The sequence below is a fragment of the Marinobacter alkaliphilus genome (assembly GCF_055394375.1).
On sequence record NZ_AP043751.1, the window covers coordinates 866681 to 889507 of the forward strand.

The following is a 22827-nucleotide window of genomic DNA, read 5'->3' on the forward strand; positions in this document are numbered from 1 at the left end:
CACCCGGGCGGCACTGATATATTGCCATTCATTGTTGTCTGTTATTCCCGGCGTTAGAGTCTTGAACTACACTGGAGAACGGCTTTACGGCTACAGATCCAAACCCCAGCGCCTCAGTTAAGTGTGGACGTAACTGGCGCGGGAGTCCGCCGAAATTAAGGGGTAATCCCCGGTTACCACCTGAGAGGAAGGCATGTTTGACAAAAAACACCCCATCACCCCCGGCCGATACCGCCATTACAAAGGCAAGGATTACGAGGTCATTGGCGTAGCCCGGCACAGCGAGACCGAGGAACCCCTGGTGGTGTACCGCTGCCTTTACGGGGACTACAGCCTCTGGGTGAGGCCGCTGGCAATGTTCCGGGAAACCGTGGAACTGGCCGGTGAACAGGTCCCCAGGTTCGCCCGCCTCGACACCGAGTGATCGTTACACAACCGCTTTGACTGCCGCAGTCATTTCCTGCACATTAGCGCACTTTTCGTGCTGCCGGTGCCCAAAAGGCGCCGGTAAATCTTCAATTCCTACCCGGAGTTTGCCATGAATGCCGTTGTTGCCGCGGTACTGATCATGCTCGTGCTGAGCTTGTGCCGCATCCACGTTGTCGTCGCCCTGATCATTGGTGCCATTTCCGGTGGCCTGGTGGCAGGAATGTCTCTGGAAACCACCATCAATGCCTTCAACACCGGCCTGGGTGGCGGTGCCACCGTGGCACTGTCATACGCTACCCTGGGTGCCTTCGCCGTGGCCATCGGCAAGTCCGGCCTGGCCCACGCCCTGGCCGACAAGGCCCTGGCCATCGTCGGGCGTCAGGAGGAGGGCGGCGCTGCTACCGGCATCCGGTTCATGATCATCGGCCTGCTGCTGGCCATTGCCATCTCGTCCCAGAATATCCTGCCAATCCACATCGCCTTCATTCCCCTGGTGGTTCCGCCACTGCTGTACGTGATGGCGAAACTGAACATGGACCGCCGGCTGGTGGCCTGTGTGCTCACCTTTGGCCTGATTACCCCGTACATGTTCCTGCCGGTGGGTTTCGGCGGCATTTACCTGAACGAAATCCTGCTGGCCAATGTTGGCGATAACGGCGTGGATGCCAGCGAGCTGAACGTCATGTCCGCCATGGCCCTGCCAGCCCTGGGTATGTTCATCGGCCTGCTGATTGCCGTGTTCTTCAGCTACCGGGGCGGCCGGGGCTACGACATGAAACTCATCGAACGCACCGAGCGGGTGGATGTGAAGTACAGCCCCAAAACCCTGGTGATGGCGCTGGTGGCCATTGCCGTGGCCTTCGTGGTGCAGCTCTGGCTGGGCTCCATGATCCTGGGCGCCCTGGCGGGCTTCGTGCTGTTCAACATTTCCGGCGTGGTGAAGTGGAAGGAAGCGGATGACCTGTTCACCGAGGGCATGAAGATGCTGGCGATGATCGGCTTCATCATGATTGCCGCCAACGGCTTTGCCGAGGTGATGCGGGAAACCGGCGAGATCGCCAGCCTGGTGGAGGGTTCGGTGGCCGCCATCGGTGATAACAAGGCGCTGGCGGCGTTGCTGATGTTGGTGGTGGGCCTGCTGATTACCATGGGTATTGGTTCGTCATTCTCCACCATTCCCATCATTGCGGCCTTGTATGTGCCGCTGGCCCTGCAACTGGGTTTCAGCCCCCTGGCCATCGTGGCCCTGGTGGGCACCGCCGGTGCCCTGGGTGATGCGGGTTCACCCGCGTCTGATTCCACCCTTGGGCCAACAGCGGGCCTGAATGTGGACGGCCAGCACAACCACATCTGGGATACCGTGGTGCCGACGTTCCTGCACTACAACCTGCCGCTGCTGGCCTTTGGGTGGTTGGCGGCTATGGTGCTTTGATCGATCTTTGGTGATCGTCGCCTTTTTGGTAGCCTGCGGTTTTTAGTGGGTGGTTTGGGGTTGGTGGGGGGTGTCAAAACGGAAAACGTGGTTTTCCTGATTGTTTTGACACCCCCCACCAACCCCAAACGTTGATCTTCACAGGAATCGCTAAAAAACAAGACGATGGGCCCGATTCATCATCGACTCCTGGGACGGCAAACACCCAAGCGGTTCTAAACAAGCCAAATAAAAGGGGTTCGGGAGAGGGTTCCAAAACAATCAGGAAAACCACGTTTTCCGTTTTGGAACCCTCTCCCGAACCCCGACCATTCGCCAATCAAGCAGGCTACCCGCCCATCCCCAAACCAGCAGGCCACAAGGCCAAACTCCAAAACAAGGTCAGTCCTCAGAGCCAGCCTTAAAAAACACCACCTGCTTCACCGTATGGTCATCGGTATTGGCCTTCTTGTTCACCCGGGTTTCAATCTCCGGAGCCTCCGGCTGCGGCTGGTCAGACAAGGCATCGGTATAGCCGCAGGCCACACACTCGCGAATCTGGTCACCGGCCTCGGTGGTGAACATCGTAATCTTGTCCATCTCCGCGCAGCGGGGACATACCGCGCCGGCGATGAAGCGTTTCGGACTTGCCATAACTCTACTCCAGTAACACACCCGGTTGCCGGTACGACAACCGGGGTGGATTGTATCAGGCAGCTTCGTCCGTGATGCCGGATTGTTTCAGCAGGGCATCCACCTGCGGTTCACGGCCCCGGAAGGCTTTGAACAGTTCCATGGGCTCCTGGGAGCCGCCTTTTTCGAGGATGTTGTGCAGGAAGGCCTGGCCGGTTTCCGGGTCGAAGATGCCTTTTTCCTCGAACAGGGAGAAGGCATCGGCCGCAAGCACCTCAGCCCACTTGTAGCTGTAATAACCCGCCGCGTAACCACCGGCGAAGATGTGGGAGAAGCCATTGGGGAACCGGTTGAACTCCGGCGCCTGGACCACGGCGATTTCTTCCCGCACCTTGCGGTGCATATCCAACGGATTGGTGGGGGCCACGTCGGTGAACTCCGCGTGCAGGCGGAAGTCGAACAGCGAGAATTCCAGCTGCCGCACCATGCCCATGCCGGACTGGAAGTTCTTGGCCGCCAGCAGTTTCTGCAGCAGGTCTTCCGGTAGTGGTTCGCCGGTTTCGTGGTGGCTGGCAATCAGCGCCAGCGATTCCGGGTTCCAGCACCAGTTTTCCAGGAACTGGCTGGGCAGCTCCACCGCATCCCAGGCCACGCCGTTAATGCCCGACACGTCCATCACCTCCACCTGGGTGAGCATGTGGTGCAGGCCGTGGCCGAATTCGTGGAACAGCGTGGTGACTTCGTCGTGGGTCAGCAGCGACGGCTTGCCGTCCACCGGCGGGGTAAAGTTACAGGTCAGGAACGCCACCGGCAGCTGCAGCTTGCCGCGCATATCGCGCCAGCGCACCCGGCAGTCGGCCATCCAGGCACCGCCGCGCTTGCCTTGGCGGGCGAACAGGTCCAGATAGAACCAGGCAATGGGCTGGCCGTTACGGCTGATGCAGTAAGCTTTGGCGTCTTCGTGCCAGGTTTCTACGTCTGCGTGCTCTTCAATTTGCACATCAAACAACTTCTCCGCCACCCGAAACAGGCCCGGCACCACTTTATCCACCGGGAACCAAGGGCGCAGGGTTTCCGGGGAGATGTCGTACTGCTTCTGGCGCAGCTTTTCGCTGTAGTAGCCGATATCCCAGGCCTGCAGGTCGTCTACACCGTATTCATCTTTCACAAACGCCTTCAACTCGGCAAACTCTTTCTCTGCCTGGGGCTTGGACTTGGCCGCCAGCTGGTTCAGGAACGCCAGCACCTCGTCGACACTCCGGGCCATCTTGGTGGCCAGGGAACGCTCGGCGTAGTTATCAAAACCCAGCAGCTGGGCCAGCGCATGACGCCGCTTGAGGATCTCTGCCATTACCGGTGTGTTGTCCCAGGTAGCCGCATCCGGGCCCTGGTCTGAGGCGCGGGTCACAAACGCCTCGTAAACCTCCCGGCGCAGTTCCCGGTTGTTGCAGTAGGTCATCACCGGGTAGAAACTGGGGAAATCCAGGGTGATCACGTAGCCATCCAGGTCCTTCTGCCGCGCCGCCTGCCTGGCGCCCTCAATGGCGGTTTCCGGCAGGCCGGACAGCTCGTCTACGTCGGTAATCTGCTTGAACCAGTGCTGAGTGGCATCCAGCACGTTATCACTGAACTTGTTGGACAACTCCGCCAGCTCCCGGGACAGGTCCGCGTAACGCTTCTTCTTGTCTTCCGGCAAGTCGACCCCGCCCAGGCGGAAATCCCGCAGCACGTTCTCGATGGATTTACGCTGAGGTTCACTCAGATCTTTGAAGTCGTCCCTTGTGGCCAGTTTCTTGTATGCCTCACACAGGGCACCGTTCTGGCTGACTTCGGTACTGTACTCGGTCAGCTTCTCCAGACAGTTCTTGTACACCTTGCGCAGGTCGTCGTTGTTCATCACGCCGTTCAGGTGTGAAATGACTGACCAGGCGTTGCTGAGCTTGTTCTCTAACGCTTGCATCGGCTGGGCCAGGGTGTCCCAGGTGGGATCTTCCTGCTGGGACAGCTCGGCAATTTTCATTCGATTCTCGCTGAGAATCTGGTCAATCGCCGTTTCCATGTGCTCGGTGCGAATGTGGCCGAACTTCGGCAGCAGATCGTCAGTCAGTAGCGGGTTATTCATAAGTCCCCTTCTCAGCTGTTCGTGAATAAGATAGCTTGCACCAAGCTACGGGGTGCCGGTGGGGGATGGCTTTCAGAAACTGTGCGGAGCCATGGATGGCGGAGCCCAAGCGCCACATGGATGTGCCGAAGGAGCGTGTTTCTGAAAGCCATCCCCCACCGGCGCCTTGCACCGTATTTGGACAGCATTGAGGTATATGTAATGGCAAATGTACGAACTCACAAGGGTATCACACCACAATTTGGTGAACGGACCTGGGTAGATGAGAGCGCCGTGGTCATCGGTGATGTGGTCATGGGCGAAGACTGCTCGGTCTGGCCCATGACCGTCATCCGCGGTGACATGCACAAAATCCGCATCGGCGACCGCTGCAGCATTCAGGATGGCTCCGTTCTGCATATCACCCATGCCAGCGACTTCAACCCTGGCGGCTGGCCGTTGATCATTGGTGATGACGTGACCGTTGGCCATAAAGCCCTTTTGCATGGCTGCACCATTGGCAGCCGGGTGCTGGTGGGTATGGGCTGCACCGTTATGGACGGCGCAGTGGTGGAGGACGACGTGATTATCGGGGCCGGCACCCTGGTGCCACCGGGCAAACGGTTGGAATCCGGCTACCTTTACGTGGGCTCGCCTTGTAAGCAGGCCCGGGCACTGTCAGACAAGGAACGCACGTTCTTCAAATACACCGCAGCCAACTACGTTAAGCTCAAGGACCAGTATCTTAATGACGCGTCATAAAGTGGTCTGAATACCGGGACGCTTCCGTATGTTTCCGAGCCGTTACAAGCCGGGAGACAACCGTGGATCTGACAGACACCACCCATCAACGTGCATTGCTTTATCTTCATGCCATGCGGCACGACGCCTGCCCCGTTGGTCTGTCCCGCCTGCAACACGTGGTTGACCGGTACTGTTACGGGGCAGGCAATGCAAATCTGAGCCATGTTCTGCCTGCCATTCAGCGTTCTCTTTCGACAGACACTGACAAGCACCAGGCTACCCCGCCGAAACTTACCCGCAGCCGGATCGGGTACCAGGGTGACTGAACCCCGTTGGCAGACTGTCGCCTACAAGCGGCGCGCTTTGCTCGCACTGCTGGTGCTGGGGCAGACAACTTTCGGCGTTTGGCTGCTTTCCCATAGCCTGTCCATGACCCAGCAGGGGTGGCCCGCGGTACTGTTGGTTGTTCTGTTTTCCATTCTGTTTACCTGGATAGGCCTCGGGTTCTGGACCGCGGTGTTCGGCTTTGCAATGCTCAGGCGCGGGGGCGATCCCCACAGCCTCAGCCGCCGGTTCTCAGGGTGTGCGGGCGCCGGGTCGTTCAAAGGCCGGCTGGCGTTGGTGATGCCAGTCTGTCACGAACCGGTGCAACGTTCCCTCGGTAATCTTCAGGCTGTGTATCAAGAGCTTGAAGACAAGGGCTGGCACAACCAACTTGATGTCTATGTGTTGTCCGACAGTCAGGACCCGGAAGTCTGGCTTGAGGAGCAGGCAACCTGCGCTGAATTGAGCGCCGGTATGGCTGCCGGCAACCGGCTTTTTTACCGCCGCCGGCGAGTGAACCTGAACTTTAAAAGCGGCAACATCGCCGATTTCCTCCGACGATGGGGTGCCCGATACCGTTACATGGTGGTGCTGGACGCCGACAGCCTGCTCACAGCCTCAGCGATTGAAAAACTCGTTCAGTTGATGGAACAGCGTCCCCGGGCCGGCATTATCCAGACCGCACCCAGGCTGGTACGGGCAGATACCCGCTTTGCCCGGCTGCAACAGTTCGCCAATCGGTGCTATGGCCGAATCCACAGTGCCGGCCTGGCAGCCATTCAACTGGGTGATGCCAATTACTGGGGCCACAATGCCATTATCCGGGTAGCACCGTTCATGGCCCACTGCGGTTTGCGAAAGTTACGGGGTTGGGGGCTTTTTCGTGGCCCGATATTGAGTCACGACTATCTCGAATCTGCGCTTATGGGCCGCGCCGGTTTCGAGGTGTGGCTGGAACCGGCCATCGCCGGCAGCTATGAGGAATCACCGCCCACCCTCGGAGACGACCTGATTCGCGACCGTCGCTGGTGCCGGGGCAACCTGCAGCACCTGGTCCCCTTGCTCACGATGACCAAGCTGCGTTTTGCCCACCGCCTGGCGCTACTCACCGGCATTCTGGCTTATCTGGCCTCACCCCTGTGGTTGGCGTTTCTTGCCTTGTCTGGCTACCTCGCCATGGCGGGAACACCGGTTAGCCAACCGTTGCCCGGGCTGATCGGGGTGTCGTCCACAGGCTGGAACCTGGCTGGTGCCTGCCTGATCGGGCTCACCGTAACAACGCTGCTGGGCCCGCGGATTCTGGCACTGGTAGACCAGTGCCTTGCCCGGCGCGAGAGGCTGTTTGGTGGCCGGTGGCGGATGGCAGCCAGCACGGTCATTGAAACCCTGATATCACTGATACTGGCACCCATCCGAATGATCGCCCATAGCGGCCATGTCGCCGGTGCAGTCGTGAATAGCAGCTTGCGTTGGCAGGGGCAGAATCGAACCGGTGCCGGTGGGCTGGAGGAAGCGCTTCAGCACTTTGCCCGGCCCGCACTGGTGTGCGCCGGCGTACTGATTTTGATCCAGTGGTTCAGCCCGAACCTGACGCTCTGGGCCCTGCCGGTCACGATTCCGGTGCTGATTGCGCCGTTACTCACGGTGTGGCTAGCGGGCAAGCGCACCGGCCAACAAATGGTCATTCCCGAACAGGCATCCCCTGTGCCAGTCATCGCTCGCGCTTCGATGGACCACCCGCAGAACAATCGCCTGCCATCACTGAGCTGGTTCGAACAGACAGTGCTATCTCCCCGTTACCACTGTTGGCGGCAACGCCAACCCGGCCCCTCCGGGGGGAGCAAGCAACGGGTGTTGAATGCCCTGGTCAACCAGTGTGCAGCACAAGGCCCCGACGCACTCACCAGCAGCCAGATCAGCCTGCTCTGCGACCACCCTAAAGCCATGCAATCTCTGCATCTCAAGGCTTGGCAGTCTGAGCCCGACTCACCTTGGGGTAGGGCACTTGCCCGACTGAGCCTGAACCTGAGCCCGATACAAACCGCTACTCACACCCACAGAAACCAACCGGAGCACTCCCCATGGATCGGCGTCGCCTCCTGAAATTCGGACTGGCACTGGCCGCTGGTGCCCCCCTTGCCCTGTCCGGCACCGGGCGAGTACTGGCCAGCGTTGCCGGCTCCGACGGGCAGGTTTTTAGTGCCCGTTGGCTCCGGGAACACGCCCGGATATTGGCGGCCCAACCTTATCGCGCCCCCCAGAGCCCCCTGCCGCCAAGCCTGCAATCCCTCAATTGGGACCAATATCAAGCCATACGCTACCGGCCAGAACAGGCACTTTGGCGGGAACGAGACAGCGCCTTTCAGCTCCAGTTCTTTCATTTGGGCCTCTACTTCCAGGAGCCCGTGCACTTCTACGAAGTGGTCAATGGCAGGGCCCACGCCTTGCCCTACCGGAACGAAAACTTCGACTATGGCGACAACGACGCGTTTGATGACCTGCCAGACAGCCTCGGCTATGCCGGATTCCGCGTGCATTTTCACCAGGACTTCAGCCGAGACATCGCCGCATTCCTGGGAGCTAGCTATTTCCGGGCAGTAGGCGAGTCCCGCCAATACGGCTTGTCTGCCCGGGGCCTGGCGATCAATACCGGGCTGCCGCAGCCAGAGGAGTTTCCTCGCTTCACCACCTTCTGGCTGGAGCGCCCCGGCGCAGGCGACCTGTCACTGACGGTCCATGCCCTGCTGGATTCGCCGAGTGTGACCGGCGCCTACCGGTTTGTGATTCATCCCGGTGCCAACCTGAACATGGACGTGGAGGCCACCCTGTACCCGCGCAGGGAGCTGACACGCTTCGGGCTTGCGCCGCTCACCAGCATGTACCAGACCGGTGAGAATGATCGGCGCATGGCCAATGACTGGCGCCCGGAAATCCACGATTCCGATGGCCTGGCCATCTGGACCGGCGACGGTGAGCGCATCTGGCGCCCGCTGACCAACCCGGAGCAGGTGACGGTCAGCCATTTTATCGATAACCAACCCCGGGGCTTTGGCCTGCTTCAACGGGATCGGGATTTCAGCAACTACCAGGATGACGGTGTGTTTTACGAATTGCGGCCCAGTCTTTGGGTAACCCCCCGAGGTAACTGGGGCGAGGGCGCCGTGATGCTGGTGGAGATCCCGACGCTCGATGAAACCTTTGACAACATCGTGGCCTTCTGGAATCCGAAGGAGTCCTGGCGGCCCGGAGAAGCCTATCCCATAGGGTACCGCCTCACCTGGGGCGAAACCATGCCGGATCAAAATCCGGAGCTTGGCGCGGTGGTCGCCACGCGCACCGGTATTGGAGGTGTTATTGGCCAGCCCCGAACCTACTTTTCCCGGCGCTTTGCGGTGGACTTTACCGGCGGGAGCCTTTCAATGATGGACCGTCATGCCGGGGTCGAGGCAGTCGTGAGTGCCAGCCGGGGCAAAGTAGAACTGGTATCGGCCAGGCCGCTGCACGCCATCAACGGCTTCCGCGCCATGTTTGATCTAATTCCGGATGATGACACCAGCCCGATAGACCTGCGCCTTTACCTGAGAATAGGCTCCCAGGCACTGACTGAAACCTGGCTGTACCAGTACGCGCCACCGCCGCCAGAGGCCCGATCGCTTTGATGCTGGCCGCCTTTGTATTGCTTAACGGGCTGTTGCTGCTACCCGCCCTGGCACTTCCGGGCCCGGCGCCCTGGCTGGCGCTGGAAGCCCTGATTATCTGGTGGCTGTTACACCAACTACCCAACCAACGTGACCGACTGGCGATGCTGTTTTCAGGCATTTACGCCCTGATGGTCTGGCTGATTGCGGCCGATGCGCTGGTCCGTCAGAGCCTGGGGCGGGGCCTGAATCTGTATCTGGAAGTGAGCTTGCTGGATGCCGCCTGGCATCTGCTCCGCACCAACCTGGGTATCCCGGGGGCCGTACTGGTTGTGGTCGCGCTGATCCTGACGGCGGCGCTCGTGGCCTGGGTGTTTCGCCGGCTCGGACTGCACCTCGCCCGAACGCTGCCGTTACGGGGGCGGGCCCTGGGGCTCAGCGCCACGGCATTGCTCACGCTGGCCATACTGACCCCTTGGGTAGGGAGCCCGGCCCTGGCCTTCGTCGCCAATCAGGGATCGTTGATCAAACACACGCATCAGGCCACCTCGGCTTTTCGTGCCGGCCTGGAACAACAACCAACCGCCAGCCGGCAACCGCGCGCACTGCCGGGCCTGGCCAATACCGATGTGGTATTGGCCTTCGTGGAATCCTACGGCATCTCCGGGCTTACCGATGAACGTTACCGGCCGGTATTGGGCCCCAGGCTGGCCACCTTGGCCGAACAGCTGGATAGTGCCGGCCTGACCGTCGCCACCGGCCGCCTGAAAGCACCCATCCAGGGCGGGCAATCCTGGCTCGGCCATCTCTCGGTGCTCAGTGGGCAGTGGATCAACACCCAGATTGCCTATGAAGCGCTGCTGAGCAGCAACTACGCCACGTTGATCGATGATTTCCGGGTGACCGGGCATCAGACCATGGCGGTGATGCCCGCCATCACCCGGGAATGGCCGGAAGGTCAGCTATTTGGCTACCACCGCATTTATGATCAAGACGCGCTCGGTTACCAGGGGCCAGCGTTCAACTGGGTCACCATGCCCGATCAGTATACCTGGCACCGGTTCGAACAGCTGCGACAGGCAACGCCGTCCCCGGTGTTCGCGGAGCTGGCACTGATCAGCAGCCACGCTCCCTGGGTGCCGATACTGCCAGTGCTGGACGATTGGGACAGCATTGGAGATGGCCAGATTTTCCAGCAATGGGAAGGCGCTGGCGAGGCGCCCGCCTCGCTCTGGCGGGATCCGGAGCGGGTTCGGGAACATTATATTCAGGCCATCGATTACGCCCTGGCCGTTGCCGGAGACTACGCGGCTCGCTATCTCACTGACGGGTCACTGCTGTTCATACTGGGTGATCACCAGCCGGCGCCACTGATCACTGGAGACGATGCCAGCAGAGATGTGATCATCCATGTGATCAGCCGCAACCCGACACTGGTAAAGCCTTTTCTGAACGGAGACCTGCCAGGATTCCGGCCAGGTACCCTGCCGGATGAGCACACCGATGGCGCCCCCATGAGCCGATTTCGGGCATTTCTGCTCGCGCAGTTTGGCGAACCCTCAAGGCCCTTGATGCAGGTCAAAAAGTAAACAGAGGGGTGCTTGAAAACAAACCGGGCGATCCTATATTCGTGAATAGCAGAAGTTCACGGAGTCCATCCGGCTGGCGCCACCGGTATGGAGCTGTTCCGCGAGCGAAGCTGATGAAAATCTCAGGTTCGACATCGTTAAAGGAGGAGTTCCCTATGAGCAATCTGACCCGCTGGAATCCGATCGGCGAATTCGAAGACATGATGAACCGCTACAACCGGGTGTTCGGGCTCGCACGCACCAATGGCGAACGGGAAGGTAAAGACCTGTTCAGTCGCAGCGACTGGGCCCCGGCTGTGGATATCAAGGAAACGGCCGAAGCCTTCACTGTGGAAGCCGAATTACCCGGCATGAACAAGGACGATGTGAAGGTGACAGTGCACGATGGCGTGCTCACCATTCAGGGCGAGCGCAAGCACGAGGAAGAGACCAGTGACAAGAAGCACCACCGCATCGAGCGGGTCTACGGTAGCTTCCTGCGCCGGTTCACGTTGCCGGACAATGTGGACGAGAACAGTGTGAAAGCCAACTTCAAGGACGGCCTGCTGACTTTGAGCATCCAAAAGGCCGAACCCAAAGAGCCCAAAGCCATCGAAGTAGAAGTGCAGTAAGGCGATGTTCGGGCCGGGGCTCAGTTCCCGGCCGTTGCCTTTTGTTTTGCGCCGGCTTTTTCCAGAGCCCGGGCGTAGTCGCTGCTGCGACGGTGCTGTGACACCCGGTCCAGGATGGTCTGGCCGTGCTCATCTTCGGCGTTTAGATCGCGTCCGGCTTCCACAAAGAACGCCAAAAACCGTTCGAAATCACCTGCCCGCATGGACTCATAGGCGCGAATCAGCACGAAATGATCCGGGTTCAGGTTCTTGTCCCAGGGTGACAGATCGAGAAAGCTTTTAACCCGCTCGTCACTCCACTCTTCTCCAATAACCTTCGGTTTATCTGGTCCGCTCATGCTGAAAACTCCCGTTATCTGCCAAGGTTTGAGCGGCACAGTATAAGGCTTTGAATCTGCATCACTTATATAAATGCACTATGAGAATCTGCACTCAGGCTATAAGCGTTCAGGGGATGATTTCCACAGGCAAGTCGCGGGTGGGCACGGCATCGTCACACTCGGGATTACGAACCGATATTTCAACCCGCCGGTTCACCGCCCGGTTCTCCGCGCTATCATTGGCCACCAACGGCCGGGTTTCGGCACGGCCGGCCGCCACAACCCGCTCAGCCGGTACCTGGCGGTTCAGCACCAGTTCGTGGACGACAGATACCGCCCGGGCAGCAGACAAATCCCAGTTTGAGCGATACACGCTGCTGGATATGGGCACATCGTCGGTGTGGCCAGACACCACCACATCCCCGGTACAGGCCGACAGCACGGTAACCACCCGTTCGATGATCGGAATCATACCCGGCATGATGGCGGCATCGCCAGAACGAAAGGTGGCTTCTTCGGAGAAACGGATAACCACCTGGTCTTCATCGTAATTGATGTGCAAGGTATCGGAGGCAACTTCGGTTTCCAGCTCCTGGATCAACCGGCTGGCCAAGTCCAGGACACCACCGGGAATCTGTCGGGTTTCCGAGCGCTCGGTTCGCTCGTCAATGAACTCCGGCTGATCCTGCAGGTTTTCAGAAGGCTCCGGCAGCGATACGGTATCGGCTTCAATCAGGGTCAGAGGTGTACCGCCGATGTCCTCGGCCACCACATTGCTGGAGCCAAACGCCAGGGACATGGAGTTCGCCATGGCCCGGTACTTCTCGATATCCATCTCGGCGAACGACAACAGCAGGATAAAAAACGTCAGCAACAGGGTTGCCAGATCCGCGAAGGTGACAATCCAGTCGGGCGTACGCTTTTTGAGTGCGTTTTTTTTCAGTGGCCGCGCCGGTTGCAAACCTCAGGCCTCCCGCTCCGGTTCCAGGTTGGTCCGGTGCTCTGGTGTTACGTAAGACGACAGCAGCTCCGTCATAACCCGGGGGTTCTCGCCACGCATGATGCTCTTGATGGAGGTGATAATGAGCATCTGGTTGCGGGAATCGTCTTCCGCCTTGAGTTGCAGTTTATCGGCCAGGGGCAAGGCAATGAGCTGGGCAATAAAGGCGCCGTAGAGTGTGGTCAGCAGGGCAATGGCCATGGCCGGGCCAATGGACGAAGGGTCATCCAGAGTGTTCAGCATCTGCACCAGCCCCACCAGCGTACCCAGCATACCGATGGCCGGCGCGGATTCACCAATACCCCGAAACACTCGCTCAGCCACTTCATAGCGCTCTGCGGTTTGCTGGGTTTCCTGAAGCAGGGCTTCCTCCACCAATTCCGGCGGGTGGCCATCTACACACAGGTTGATGGCTTTTTGCAGAAATTCATCGTCGGTTTCGTGGTTTTCCAGGCCCAGGATGCCCTCTTTGCGAACCACCCGAGCCAGTACACCCACTTCCCGGATCAGTTCCGCCGGACGGGGCAACCGGTCAGTAAAAGCCGAACGAAAAGCCAACCGGAAGGCGCTGACTACCGAGGGCATTCGGAACTTGATCAGTGTCACTGCGAAGGTGCCACCCAGAACAATCGCCAGTCCGGGCAGATTCAGGAAGGTGATGACCGTGGCGTTGGCCAGCATCGCCAGGACAACAATCAGGATTCCGGCAAGCAATCCGACAAGCGTGAGAATGTCCATGAACAACCCTTATGAAACGGCCGGAACCCGCGGCCTCAATCGGTTCGCAATTCTTCAATCACCGGCGCGGTTTCCGGACGCACACCCCGCCACACAAAAAACGATTCTGCGGCCTGTTCCACCAGCATTCCCAGGCCGTCATGCACCCGACGGGCACCGTTATCCAGGGCCCACTGATTGAAGGTGGTGGTCTGCAGAGAATACATCATGTCGTACACCACCGTAGCCGGCCCGATCACATTTGCAGACACCGGGGGCAAGTCTCCCTGCAGGCTGGCGCTGGTGCCATTGATGATCAGGTCAAACGGTTGATCCGGTGCCTCGAATCCACAGGCACTCAACACCGTTGTGCCGGCTTCTTTCGCAAACAGCCTGACCAGTGCCTCCGCCTTGGCCACCGTCCGGTTGGCGATGGTGAGCGCTGCCGGCTGTTCGGCCAGTATCGGGCCAATGACGCCCCGAACGGCACCGCCAGCGCCAAGTACCAGTACCTTCAAGCCTTTCAGCGCCACCCCGTGATTGTTCTGCAGATCACGGACTATACCGACGCCATCTGTATTATCGGCCACCAGCTCGTTTTCTTGATCCAGGTAAAGGGTATTGGCGGCACCGGCTTTCTCTGCCCGAGGCGTCCGGTGGTCCGCCAGGGTCCAGGCCTGCTCCTTGAAGGGCACCGTTACATTCAGGCCCTTACCGCCCCGTTCAAAAAAATGCCGCACGGTGCCGGAAAACTCATCAATCGGAGCCTGAATGGCGGTGTACTCCACCGGTTCGCCAGTCTGGCAGGCAAACAGGCTGTGAATCCTGGGCGACTTGCTATGGCTGATGGGGTTACCCACCACCGCGTAGAGTTCATTGGTCATTGGCGCCCTCCAGCCAGTTATGGCCCGTCAGGAAGTAGTCTGTCAGCCTGGCTTCTTCGCTGCCGGGCTCCGGCTGCCGGTCATAATCCCAGCGCACCAGCGGCGGCAGTGACATCAGAATGGACTCCGTGCGACCACCAGACTGCAGGCCAAACAGGGTGCCCCGGTCATATACGAGGTTGAACTCCACATACCGACCGCGGCGGTAGAGTTGGAATTCCCGTTCCCGCTCGCCCCAGGGCTGGGCCATCCGGCGCCGCACAATCGGCTCGTAGGCTTCTATGTAACTGTCGCCTACCGCCTGCATAAAGGCAAAGTCCCGGGCAAAATCACCGGTATTGAGATCGTCAAAGAACAATCCACCCACACCCCGGGGCTCCTGTCGGTGTTTCAGATAAAAATAGTCGTCACACCATTGCTTGAACCGGGGGTAAACGTCATCACCAAACGGGGCACAGGCGTTGCGGGCGGTCTGGTGCCAGTGCACGCAGTCTTCCTCGTTGCCGTAGTAGGGCGTCAGGTCATAGCCACCGCCAAACCAGTACACCGGCTCGGCATCTTTTGGCGTGGCGATGAAGAATCTCACATTGGCGTGCGAGGTCGGCACGTAGGGGTTTTCCGGATGGATCACCAGTGACACGCCCATGGCCTGCCAGGGTGCCCCGGCCAGCTGGGGCCGATGCGCGGTGGCGGAAGCCGGCATGGTGTCGCCCATCACATGGGAGAAATTCACACCCCCCTTCTCGATCACCTTGCCACCGCTGATCACCCGGCTGATACCGCCACCGCCTTCCGGTCGCTGCCAGCTGTCACGGATAAACGTTGCCCCGCCATCGACCGCCTCAAGCCGCTGACAGATGCGTTCCTGAAGCCCAATCAGATAGTCTTTGACGGCTTGGGTATCCGGCTGCTGTGACATGCACTCTCCTAGCGAAACTGTTTTCCAGTGACAATATCGATGATTCGGCTGGGCTTGCGGTTGCCACCCAGTGCTCCGGGCACAATGCGGTCCAGCTCATCACCGAAGTAACGGCGTACGTGCCAGATGCTGCGGGCCGGCGCCCGGCCAGCGGGGTTGCAGGACGTGGACACCAGCGGCATACCGGTGGCATTACACAGAGCCTGAACAACCGGATGGTCACTGACACGAACCGCAATGGTGCGGTGCTTGCCGCGCACCCAGTCCGGTACCTGCTCGAGCACATCCGGTACCAGGCAGGTGATTGGGCCCGGCCAGTGCTGCTCGGCTTCCCATTGCAGCACCCGGGGCAAAGGGTCCAGCAGAAAGCGCACCTGATCAATAGACGCAGCCACCAGAATCATGCCCTTGTGCATCGGGCGCTGCTTTAATTCGAGGATGCGCTCAACCGCCTCGCGGTTCCAGGGATCACATCCCAGCCCCCAGACGGCCTCGGTGGGATAGGCAATAACGCCGCCGGCCAGAACGGTGCGGCGGGCACAATGGAGCTGCCATGAATGCAGGGGAGACGTCGCTGACATAACGAAATTGTACTATCCGGTTGGTCGAACCCAAATAATGCACCGTCAGCCCGCCCGGAGATAACCACCGGGAGCGGAATTAGCCAGCCCTTCCAGCTCCAGCAGCAACAAAGACTGCATCAGCTGATCGGCTGGCAGGCCCGTGGCCTGGCTCAGTGCATCGGTAGATTGTGGATCATACCCCAAAGCCTCAAGCACCGCGATTTCCCGACTGTCCAACCCGGACAAATCCCGCTCTGCAGGGCCGGTTTGATCACATTCCGATGCGGGCTGCATCGACCACCAGGTGCCCAGTTCCTCCAGAACGTCATCAGCGGTCTCCACCAGCCTTGCGCCCTGTTTGATCAACTGGTGACAACCCCGAGCCACCGGGCTGTGCACCGAGCCGGGAATGGCGAACACCTCGCGCCCCTGTTCCAGCGCGGTTCTCGCGGTGATCAGCGAGCCACTGCGCAGGCTGGCCTCAACCACCAGCACGCCACGGCTCAGGCCACTGATAATCCGGTTCCGTTGCGGAAAGTGGGCGGCCCGTGCCTGTGTTCCGGGCGGGTATTCCGAGACAATAAGCCCCTGCTCAATGATGCGCCCCGCCAGCTTTCGGTGTTGTGCGGGATACAACCTGTCGAGACCGCAGCCCACCACGGCAATGGTCGGAAAACCGGCATCCAGGGCGCCGGCATGGGCGGCACCGTCAATCCCCAGGGCAAGGCCACTGGTGATCAGAAGCCCGCGCCGGCTCAGTTCGGCGGCAAACTGCCGGGCGTGCTCCAGGCCAGCCCGGGTGGCATTGCGACTGCCGACAACGCCAAGCTGGTCCTTGTGTAGTAAGTCGGGATCACCCCGACCGTACAGCAACAACGGGGCGTTATGAATATGCCTGAGTGCATCCGGATATCCGGCTTCACCATACCCCATCAGGAAAATTCCGGACGCCCGGCAGGCCGAGCGTATCCGGTCTGCCTCCACCAACACTGGGTGGCCGGCATCGTCAGCCTGCCAGGCCATCACCGCATCGATGGCATCGGTGGCCAACCCCAGGGCTTTCAGGGTGGCGGCGTTCATTTCGAGGATATCAGTCAGCTGGTCGGTGTTGGCGAGTACCCGCTCACGCAGGCGAAGGCCAAACCGGGGCAGTAGAGACAACAGGAGCCAGCGGTCGCTGGCCGAATCCAGACAGTTACGTACAGACATCTTTTTTCATCCTTGAAAACGACAATGGCCGGGCGCTCCGGCCCGGCCATTCTACCTCATTACAGACAAGCCCATGCAGGGGTGATCAGGGGTTCTTGACCCGATCACCCACCGCCAGCGGGCGAGTCGCCTGAAGAATCAGGCCATAGCTCATCTTTTCGTAAGACTGGAACACCATCAGCAGGCCAGCCCGCTCGGACGGCAGCTCAATGGTTTCACCGGTGACCGGGTCACGGACCAGGTTACCGCTCTTCATAACTGCCAGCACGTGGCCCGGCATCAAGCCCTCACGTTCGCCGCGGTTGATGGCCACCACGTTGTACTGACCGATCTGGTTAACACCACCATCCACGGAAATCATCCGGCCCTCAATCTCCTCGTCCGGAGAGCTGGGCACGAAGTTCGTGGTCAGGCGACGATCTTCGTTGACCAGCAGGCGGTCACCGATGCGCACTTCCTCGCTGGAACGGGTCAGGGTCATGGTCAGTACATCACCGTTTTCCGCGGTAATGTTACCCTTGGCGATGCTGCGCGCTTCCAGCCCCAGGAATTCACCGGTTTCAGGATCCACAAATTCCTTGCTGCGACGGAAAACGCCAACCCGGTCAGCCGGCTTCTGGCCACGGGCATAAACCCGGTCACCGGCACCGGTGATGATGCGACCATCTTCGCCTTCCAGCACGTAAGGTGCGCCGTTGATTTCAGCCGGAGAGACAATGCGGGTGTCGGTCAGGAAGCTGCTGATGGCATCCAGCGGGATGGCTGGAATCGGGGTATCGATCGCTTCGGAACGGATTTGCGGTGACAGCTTGACGACATCGCTGGTAGACACCTTGGTAATACGGGGCTTGCCATCGATGTACACCAGCGCCAGGCGATCACCCGGGTAAATCAGGTGGGGGTTGGCAACCTGCGGATTAACGTGCCAGATTTCCGGCCAGTACCAGGGGTTGTTCAGGAATCGCGCTGAAATGTCCCAGAGGGTGTCCCCTTTGACGACAGTGTAACGCTCAGGATGATCAGACCTGAGCTCGGGTTGTGCCTGGGCCCAGGAGGTAAACAGCAGCGCCGTCGCTGCCAGAGCGTACAACAATTTCCTCATTGTCTATATCCTTGATCGCGTGCCTTGAATCTTTGCGTTGGGTAACGTCGCAGCGGTATCCCCGCAGCTTATTACGTTGTTATTCCCGTTACTATAGAAGATGTTCGGGTATTTGTGATGTTATCTTTTGTTCTTCCAGTAAATTCTTCAGTATGGCTGAAAGATTTTAACTATTAACTGATCAGTTTGTACTCAATCGACAATTTATCGGATAATAGAGCCATTACGTTCTCCCCATCATAGATTCGTGGAGAAAATTTGCGCAGACCGCCGTCGCATTTCAGAGAAGCCAAAGCATTATGATTTTAGAGATTCTTGAGTACCCGGACCCGCGCCTTCGCACCATCGCCAAGCCGGTGGACGAGGTGACCGACGACATCCGCAAGCTGATCGACGACATGTTCGAGACCATGTACGATGCCCCCGGCATTGGCCTGGCGGCTACTCAGGTCAACGTGCACAAACAGATCATCGTGATGGACCTGTCGGAAGACAAGAGCGAGCCCCGGGTGTTCATCAACCCGAAAGTGGAAGTACTGGATGGCGAACTGGAAGCCATGCAGGAAGGCTGCCTGTCGGTACCCGGCTTTTATGAAGACGTAAAGCGCATCGAGCACTGCCGGATTACCGCCAAAGACCGTAACGGCGAAGAATTCGTGCTCGAGGCTACCGGCCTGCTGGCGGTGTGCATCCAGCATGAAATGGACCACCTGAACGGCAAGCTGTTCGTGGATTACCTCAGCTCGCTCAAGCGTAACCGCATTCGCAAGAAGCTGGAAAAGCTCCACAAGCAAAGCGCCTGAGGCGCCAACAGCACAGAACCGAATTCAGACCGGGTTACGACCCGGTTTTTTCGTATCAACGACACAGAGAAGCAACCACCGTGCGCATTGTTTTTGCCGGAACGCCGGATTTTGCCGCCACTGCCCTGAAAGCCCTTCTGGAAGCCGGCTATAACCTGGTGGGCGTGTACAGCCAGCCAGACCGCCCCGCCGGCCGGGGCCGCAAACTGATGCCCAGCCCGGTCAAACAGGTCGCCCTGGACGCCGGCATTCCTGTATTCCAACCGGTCAGCCTGAAACCGGAAGACGCCCAGCGGGAACTGGCTGCGTTAAAGCCAGATGTGATGATTGTGGCCGCTTACGGCCTGATCCTGCCCAAAGCCGTGCTGGATATCCCCACCCACGGCTGCCTGAACATCCATGCCTCCTTACTGCCACGGTGGCGCGGTGCCGCTCCAATTCAACGGTCTATTGCCGCCGGCGATGCCGAAACCGGCATTACCATCATGCAGATGGACGAAGGCCTGGATACAGGCGATATGCTGTTGAAAACCAGCACCCCGATCCACGCCGACGACACCGGCGGCAGCCTGCATGACCGCCTGGCGGACATGGGCGGCAAAGCGATTGTGGAAGCCCTGGTGCAACTGGCAAACAGCGAACTGGCCCCTGAGCCACAGAATGATGCCGACGCCAACTACGCCCACAAACTGTCCAAGGAAGAAGGCCACATCGACTGGTCCCGCAGCGCCATCGAGATCGAACGCTTGATTCGTGCCTTTAACCCCTGGCCCGGCACCTTTACCGATCTCGGCGAACAACGCATCCGCCTTCATCACGCCACCGCACTGGAGCATAGCAGTGACAAGGAGCCAGGCACCGTGATCAGTCGCGAGAGAGAAGGCGTTGACGTCGCCTGCGGCACCGGTACCCTGAAGATTACCTCGGTGCAGTTACCCGGCAGCAAAGCCCAGAGCATCAGCGACCTGATCAACGGCGGCAAGCAGGTGCTGCTGCCCGGCCAGGAGCTGAACTGACCATGGCCTACCAGCCCCTGCCATTCCGTGCCGTCGCTGCCAATGTGTTGCTGGCAGTGGAAAGCGGCCAGTCATTGACCCAATGCCTGCCGCCAGCCCTGAACCAGTTACCCCCGGAACAACGGCCGCAGCTACAAGCGATCTGCTACGGCACCTGCCGCTGGTTTCACCGGCTTGAGGGTGAGCTGAACCAGCGCCTGAAAAAGCCCCTGCGCAAACCGGACCGCGTTGTTCATCACCTGATGCTGGTGGCCCTGTTCCAACTGCGGTTCAGTGAACAGGCCACCTACGCCGTGCTGAACGAAACCGTGGAAGCCTGCCGGGCGCTGGACAAACCGCACCTCACCGGCCTGGTCAACGGCGTGTTGCGGGCTGCGGAAAGGGAAGGTGCGCCGGAGCCGAAAGACGACAGCAGCCGCTACAGCCATCCGGTGTGGATGGTGGAAAAGCTGCGCCACAACTGGCCGGAAGACTGGCAGGCCATTCTTGGCGCCAACAACACCCAGGCGCCCATGACCCTGCGGGTAAACGCGCTGCGTTTCAGCCGTGATGAGTACCTGAAGCTACTGTCTGAGGCAGGTATCGAGGCCAAACCTACCCGTTTCGCCCCCCACGGCATCCAACTGGATCGCCCGGTGCCGGTAGAACGTCTGCCCTGGTTTGAAGACGGCGGCGCCAGCGTTCAGGACGAAGCCGCGCAACTGTGCACCACTCTGCTGGACCTGCAACCAGGCCAACGTGTACTGGACGCCTGCGCAGCTCCCGGCGGCAAAACCTGCGCCATTCTGGAGGCCTGTGGCGAACTGGACGAAGTGATTGCCATCGACGAATCCGCCGAGCGCCTGCCCCGGGTGCAGGAGAACCTGGACCGGCTCGACCTGCACGCCACCCTGACACAGGCCGACGCCGCCGATATCGACAGCTGGTGGGATGGCAACCCGTTTGACCGCATCCTGCTGGACGTACCCTGCAGCGCCACCGGCGTGATCCGCCGGCACCCGGACATCAAGCTGCTGCGCCGCGAATCCGACATCGTACCGTTGGCCAGCATCCAGCTTGGCCTGCTGGACGCCATGTGGTCTATCCTGAAACCCGGCGGCAGGCTGGTGTACGCCACCTGCTCGGTGTTTCCTCAAGAGAACCACCGTATAATCCAGCGATTCCTGAAACAACAGACTCAGGCAAAGCTGATCAGCATCGACGCAGACTGGGGCAGGGATATGACCACCGGGCGCCAATTGCTGCCAGACCCGGACAGCCACGACGGCTTTTTCTATGCCGTGCTGGAGAAACCTGAACTATGAAAATCCTGATACTCGGTGCGGGCCAGGTAGGCGGCACCCTGGCGGAAAACCTCGCCAATGAAGCCAACGACATCACGGTGATTGACAGCGACAGCGCCCGCCTTCGTGAGCTTCAGGACCGGCTGGACATTCGCACCATGCACGGCCGCGCCTCCTACCCCACGGTACTGCGCCAGGCCGGCGCCGAAGACGCCGACATGGTGATCGCCGTAACCAACAGCGACGAAACCAATATGGTGGCCTGCCAGGTGTCCAAGCTGTTGTACAAGACACCCACCACCATCTGCCGAGTGCGGGCCAATGCCTATCTGGCCAAATCCGAGCTGTTCTACCGTCGTGACATGGACAAAGACCTGGACAGCCTCCGGGGCTTTCCCATCGACGTACTGATCAGCCCCGAACACCTGGTCACCAAACACATTACCCGGCTGATCGAGTACCCGGGCACCCTGCAGGTGCTCGAGTTCTCCAAGGGCCTGGTCAGGCTGGTGGCCATACGGGCGACCAAAGGCGGGCCACTGGTCGGCCATGAGCTGTCCTACCTGCGCACCCACATGCCCAAGATCGATACCCGGGTGGCCGCGATTTTCCGGAAAGACCGGGCCATCATGCCCCAGGGCGACACCGTCATCGAAGACGGCGACGAGGTGTTCTTTATTGCCGCCTCCGATCACATTCGCTCGGTCATGAGCGAGCTTCAACCCCTGTCCAAACCCTACAAACGCATTTTTATCTGCGGTGGCGGCAACATTGGTTACCGGCTGGCCAACACCCTGGAAAGCCGATACCAGGTGAAGATTCTTGAGCGTGACCATGACCGCTGCGTGATGTTGTCCGAACGTTTACGCAAAACCGTGGTGCTGGAAGGCAACGCCGCCGACAAGGACATCCTGCTGGAAGAGAACATCGAAAACACCGATGTGTTCTGCGCCGTCACCAACGACGACGAAGCCAACATCATGGCATCCCTGCTCGCCAAGCGGCTGGGTGCCCGCAAGGTGCTGACCCTGATCAACAACCCGGACTACGTCGACCTGATCCAGGGCGGTGATATCGATGTCGCCATCTCGCCCCAGCAGACCACCATCGGCAGCCTGCTCACCCACGTGCGCCGGGGCGATGTGGTGAACGTTCACTCGCTGCGCCGGGGCGCCGCGGAAGCCATTGAGGCCATCGCCCATGGTGATCACCGGTCATCCAAGGTGGTCGGCAAGCGCCTGGACGAAATCAATCTGCCACCAGGCACCACCATCGGCGCCATCGTTCGCCACAACGAGGTACTGATTGCCCACGACCATATCCGGGTGCAGCCCGATGACCACGTGATCCTGTTCCTGGTGGACAAAACCCGTATCCGGGACGTGGAAAAGCTGTTCCAGGTGGGCCTCACCTTCTTCTGATTGATCTCAAGCAAAACAACACCCTGGCTGGCACTTAGAAATGCAACGCCAGCCAGCGTATAATGCGCGTTTTCAAATTTCGGAGTGCCCCGCAAACCGGGGCGCCACAC

General features: G+C 59.8%; 22 protein-coding genes. 12 read left to right on the plus strand and 10 right to left on the minus strand.

Translation table 11 applies throughout. The features are described 5' to 3' along the window. The first annotated feature begins 193 nt into the window (after positions 1 to 193). Positions 194 to 424 (plus strand): DUF1653 domain-containing protein, encoded by a 231-nt coding sequence (locus ACZ5Q2_RS03985; RefSeq protein WP_061331383.1) that lies wholly within the window; start codon positions 194 to 196, stop codon positions 422 to 424. Positions 425 to 538: 114 nt separating this feature from the next. Further along, positions 539 to 1861 carry a Na+/H+ antiporter family protein gene (locus ACZ5Q2_RS03990; protein ID WP_061331384.1) on the plus strand — a complete coding sequence of 441 codons (1323 nt, stop codon included), beginning with the start codon at positions 539 to 541 and terminating at the stop codon, positions 1859 to 1861. A 381-nt stretch (positions 1862 to 2242) separates the two neighbouring features. Here the strand turns inward: ACZ5Q2_RS03990 and ACZ5Q2_RS03995 are convergent, their stop codons facing one another. Together ACZ5Q2_RS03995 and prlC are read right to left on the minus strand one after the other, a co-directional pair. After that, complete coding sequence (locus ACZ5Q2_RS03995; RefSeq protein ID WP_061331385.1) at positions 2243 to 2494, minus strand: YheV family putative zinc ribbon protein; 252 nt, start codon at positions 2492 to 2494, stop codon at positions 2243 to 2245. A gap of 55 nt (positions 2495 to 2549) precedes the next feature. Beyond that, positions 2550 to 4595, minus strand: a complete 2046-nt coding sequence (prlC, locus tag ACZ5Q2_RS04000) for an oligopeptidase A (RefSeq protein ID WP_061331386.1) — start codon at positions 4593 to 4595, stop codon at positions 2550 to 2552. A 201-nt stretch (positions 4596 to 4796) separates the two neighbouring features. Here prlC and ACZ5Q2_RS04005 point away from each other — a divergent pair, with 201 nt between their 5' ends. The 6 genes from ACZ5Q2_RS04005 to ACZ5Q2_RS04030 all read left to right on the plus strand — a co-directional run bounded on the left by ACZ5Q2_RS04005 (position 4797) and on the right by ACZ5Q2_RS04030 (position 11480). After that, positions 4797 to 5336: a gamma carbonic anhydrase family protein gene (locus ACZ5Q2_RS04005; protein WP_061331438.1), complete on the plus strand. Its 540-nt coding sequence runs from the start codon at positions 4797 to 4799 to the stop codon at positions 5334 to 5336. Positions 5337 to 5398: 62 nt separating this feature from the next. Next, positions 5399 to 5644: a hypothetical protein gene (locus tag ACZ5Q2_RS04010; protein ID WP_061331387.1), complete on the plus strand. Its 246-nt coding sequence runs from the start codon at positions 5399 to 5401 to the stop codon at positions 5642 to 5644. Further along, entirely contained in the window at positions 5637 to 7745 is a 2109-nt protein-coding gene (mdoH, locus tag ACZ5Q2_RS04015; RefSeq protein ID WP_061331388.1) for a glucans biosynthesis glucosyltransferase MdoH, read from the plus strand. The genes ACZ5Q2_RS04010 and mdoH overlap by 8 nt, the downstream gene beginning before the upstream one ends. Beyond that, complete coding sequence (locus ACZ5Q2_RS04020; RefSeq protein WP_061331389.1) at positions 7724 to 9301, plus strand: OpgD/OpgG family glucan biosynthesis protein; 1578 nt, start codon at positions 7724 to 7726, stop codon at positions 9299 to 9301. The genes mdoH and ACZ5Q2_RS04020 overlap by 22 nt, the downstream gene beginning before the upstream one ends. Continuing rightward, positions 9301 to 10869, plus strand: a complete 1569-nt coding sequence (locus ACZ5Q2_RS04025) for an alkaline phosphatase family protein (protein WP_061331390.1) — start codon at positions 9301 to 9303, stop codon at positions 10867 to 10869. Before ACZ5Q2_RS04020 ends, ACZ5Q2_RS04025 begins: the two co-directional genes overlap by 1 nt. 155 nt (positions 10870 to 11024) lie before the next feature. Beyond that, positions 11025 to 11480, plus strand: coding sequence for an Hsp20/alpha crystallin family protein (locus ACZ5Q2_RS04030; protein ID WP_061331391.1), 456 nt, complete (start codon positions 11025 to 11027; stop codon positions 11478 to 11480). Positions 11481 to 11500: 20 nt separating this feature from the next. Here ACZ5Q2_RS04030 and ACZ5Q2_RS04035 read toward each other — a convergent pair whose 3' ends face one another. The 8 genes from ACZ5Q2_RS04035 to ACZ5Q2_RS04070 form a co-directional block, all read right to left on the minus strand. After that, positions 11501 to 11818, minus strand: a complete 318-nt coding sequence (locus ACZ5Q2_RS04035; RefSeq protein ID WP_058091841.1) for a PA4642 family protein — start codon at positions 11816 to 11818, stop codon at positions 11501 to 11503. A gap of 109 nt (positions 11819 to 11927) precedes the next feature. After that, positions 11928 to 12761, minus strand: coding sequence for a flagellar motor protein MotB (locus tag ACZ5Q2_RS04040; protein WP_058091840.1), 834 nt, complete (start codon positions 12759 to 12761; stop codon positions 11928 to 11930). A 3-nt stretch (positions 12762 to 12764) separates the two neighbouring features. Then, entirely contained in the window at positions 12765 to 13538 is a 774-nt protein-coding gene (locus ACZ5Q2_RS04045) for a motility protein A (protein ID WP_061331392.1), read from the minus strand. A 35-nt stretch (positions 13539 to 13573) separates the two neighbouring features. Beyond that, the gene (aroE, locus tag ACZ5Q2_RS04050) at positions 13574 to 14401 is read right to left on the minus strand and encodes a shikimate dehydrogenase (RefSeq protein WP_061331393.1); all 828 of its coding nucleotides are present in this window, start codon (positions 14399 to 14401) and stop codon (positions 13574 to 13576) included. Beyond that, a complete protein-coding gene (hemF, locus tag ACZ5Q2_RS04055; protein WP_061331394.1) occupies positions 14391 to 15320 on the minus strand; it encodes an oxygen-dependent coproporphyrinogen oxidase in 930 nt (309 codons plus the stop codon). The genes aroE and hemF overlap by 11 nt, the downstream gene beginning before the upstream one ends. Positions 15321 to 15328: 8 nt before the next feature. After that, positions 15329 to 15901, minus strand: coding sequence for an L-threonylcarbamoyladenylate synthase type 1 TsaC (tsaC, locus tag ACZ5Q2_RS04060; protein WP_058091836.1), 573 nt, complete (start codon positions 15899 to 15901; stop codon positions 15329 to 15331). 45 nt (positions 15902 to 15946) lie between these two features. Then, positions 15947 to 17092 (minus strand): DNA-processing protein DprA, encoded by a 1146-nt coding sequence (gene dprA, locus ACZ5Q2_RS04065; RefSeq protein WP_061331395.1) that lies wholly within the window; start codon positions 17090 to 17092, stop codon positions 15947 to 15949. Between the two features lie 85 nt (positions 17093 to 17177). Further along, positions 17178 to 18194 (minus strand): LysM peptidoglycan-binding domain-containing protein, encoded by a 1017-nt coding sequence (locus ACZ5Q2_RS04070; RefSeq protein ID WP_061331396.1) that lies wholly within the window; start codon positions 18192 to 18194, stop codon positions 17178 to 17180. 296 nt (positions 18195 to 18490) lie between these two features. On the opposite strand from ACZ5Q2_RS04070, the gene def reads away from it, so the two are divergent. The 4 genes from def (at position 18491) to trkA (ending at position 22717) form a co-directional block, all read left to right on the plus strand. Further along, positions 18491 to 18997, plus strand: a complete 507-nt coding sequence (def, locus tag ACZ5Q2_RS04075) for a peptide deformylase (protein ID WP_082780516.1) — start codon at positions 18491 to 18493, stop codon at positions 18995 to 18997. Positions 18998 to 19077: 80 nt separating this feature from the next. Continuing rightward, on the plus strand, positions 19078 to 20013 hold the full coding sequence (gene fmt, locus ACZ5Q2_RS04080; RefSeq protein WP_061331398.1) for a methionyl-tRNA formyltransferase: 936 nt from the start codon (positions 19078 to 19080) through the stop codon (positions 20011 to 20013). A 2-nt stretch (positions 20014 to 20015) separates the two neighbouring features. After that, a complete protein-coding gene (rsmB, locus tag ACZ5Q2_RS04085; RefSeq protein WP_061331399.1) occupies positions 20016 to 21317 on the plus strand; it encodes a 16S rRNA (cytosine(967)-C(5))-methyltransferase RsmB in 1302 nt (433 codons plus the stop codon). After that, complete coding sequence (gene trkA, locus ACZ5Q2_RS04090) at positions 21314 to 22717, plus strand: Trk system potassium transporter TrkA (RefSeq protein WP_061331400.1); 1404 nt, start codon at positions 21314 to 21316, stop codon at positions 22715 to 22717. The genes rsmB and trkA overlap by 4 nt, the downstream gene beginning before the upstream one ends. Positions 22718 to 22827: the final 110 nt, after the last annotated feature.

Bases quoted from the DNA above. Each gene is read 5' to 3' on its own strand.
- ACZ5Q2_RS04070 (WP_061331396.1), bottom strand. From the start codon at position 18,194: ATGAGGAAATTGTTGTACGCTCTGGCAGCGACGGCGCTGCTGTTTACC.
- ACZ5Q2_RS04005 (WP_061331438.1), top strand. From the start codon at position 4,797: ATGGCAAATGTACGAACTCACAAGGGTATCACACCACAATTTGGTGAA.
- ACZ5Q2_RS04030 (WP_061331391.1), top strand. From the start codon at position 11,025: ATGAGCAATCTGACCCGCTGGAATCCGATCGGCGAATTCGAAGACATG.
- ACZ5Q2_RS03995 (WP_061331385.1), bottom strand. From the start codon at position 2,494: ATGGCAAGTCCGAAACGCTTCATCGCCGGCGCGGTATGTCCCCGCTGC.
- hemF (WP_061331394.1), bottom strand. From the start codon at position 15,320: ATGTCACAGCAGCCGGATACCCAAGCCGTCAAAGACTATCTGATTGGG.
- ACZ5Q2_RS03990 (WP_061331384.1), top strand. From the start codon at position 539: ATGAATGCCGTTGTTGCCGCGGTACTGATCATGCTCGTGCTGAGCTTG.
- ACZ5Q2_RS04035 (WP_058091841.1), bottom strand. From the start codon at position 11,818: ATGAGCGGACCAGATAAACCGAAGGTTATTGGAGAAGAGTGGAGTGAC.
- rsmB (WP_061331399.1), top strand. From the start codon at position 20,016: ATGGCCTACCAGCCCCTGCCATTCCGTGCCGTCGCTGCCAATGTGTTG.
- aroE (WP_061331393.1), bottom strand. From the start codon at position 14,401: ATGACCAATGAACTCTACGCGGTGGTGGGTAACCCCATCAGCCATAGC.
- ACZ5Q2_RS04045 (WP_061331392.1), bottom strand. From the start codon at position 13,538: ATGGACATTCTCACGCTTGTCGGATTGCTTGCCGGAATCCTGATTGTT.
- ACZ5Q2_RS03985 (WP_061331383.1), top strand. From the start codon at position 194: ATGTTTGACAAAAAACACCCCATCACCCCCGGCCGATACCGCCATTAC.
- ACZ5Q2_RS04020 (WP_061331389.1), top strand. From the start codon at position 7,724: ATGGATCGGCGTCGCCTCCTGAAATTCGGACTGGCACTGGCCGCTGGT.
- dprA (WP_061331395.1), bottom strand. From the start codon at position 17,092: ATGTCTGTACGTAACTGTCTGGATTCGGCCAGCGACCGCTGGCTCCTG.
- ACZ5Q2_RS04025 (WP_061331390.1), top strand. From the start codon at position 9,301: ATGCTGGCCGCCTTTGTATTGCTTAACGGGCTGTTGCTGCTACCCGCC.
- tsaC (WP_058091836.1), bottom strand. From the start codon at position 15,901: ATGTCAGCGACGTCTCCCCTGCATTCATGGCAGCTCCATTGTGCCCGC.
- trkA (WP_061331400.1), top strand. From the start codon at position 21,314: ATGAAAATCCTGATACTCGGTGCGGGCCAGGTAGGCGGCACCCTGGCG.
- prlC (WP_061331386.1), bottom strand. From the start codon at position 4,595: ATGAATAACCCGCTACTGACTGACGATCTGCTGCCGAAGTTCGGCCAC.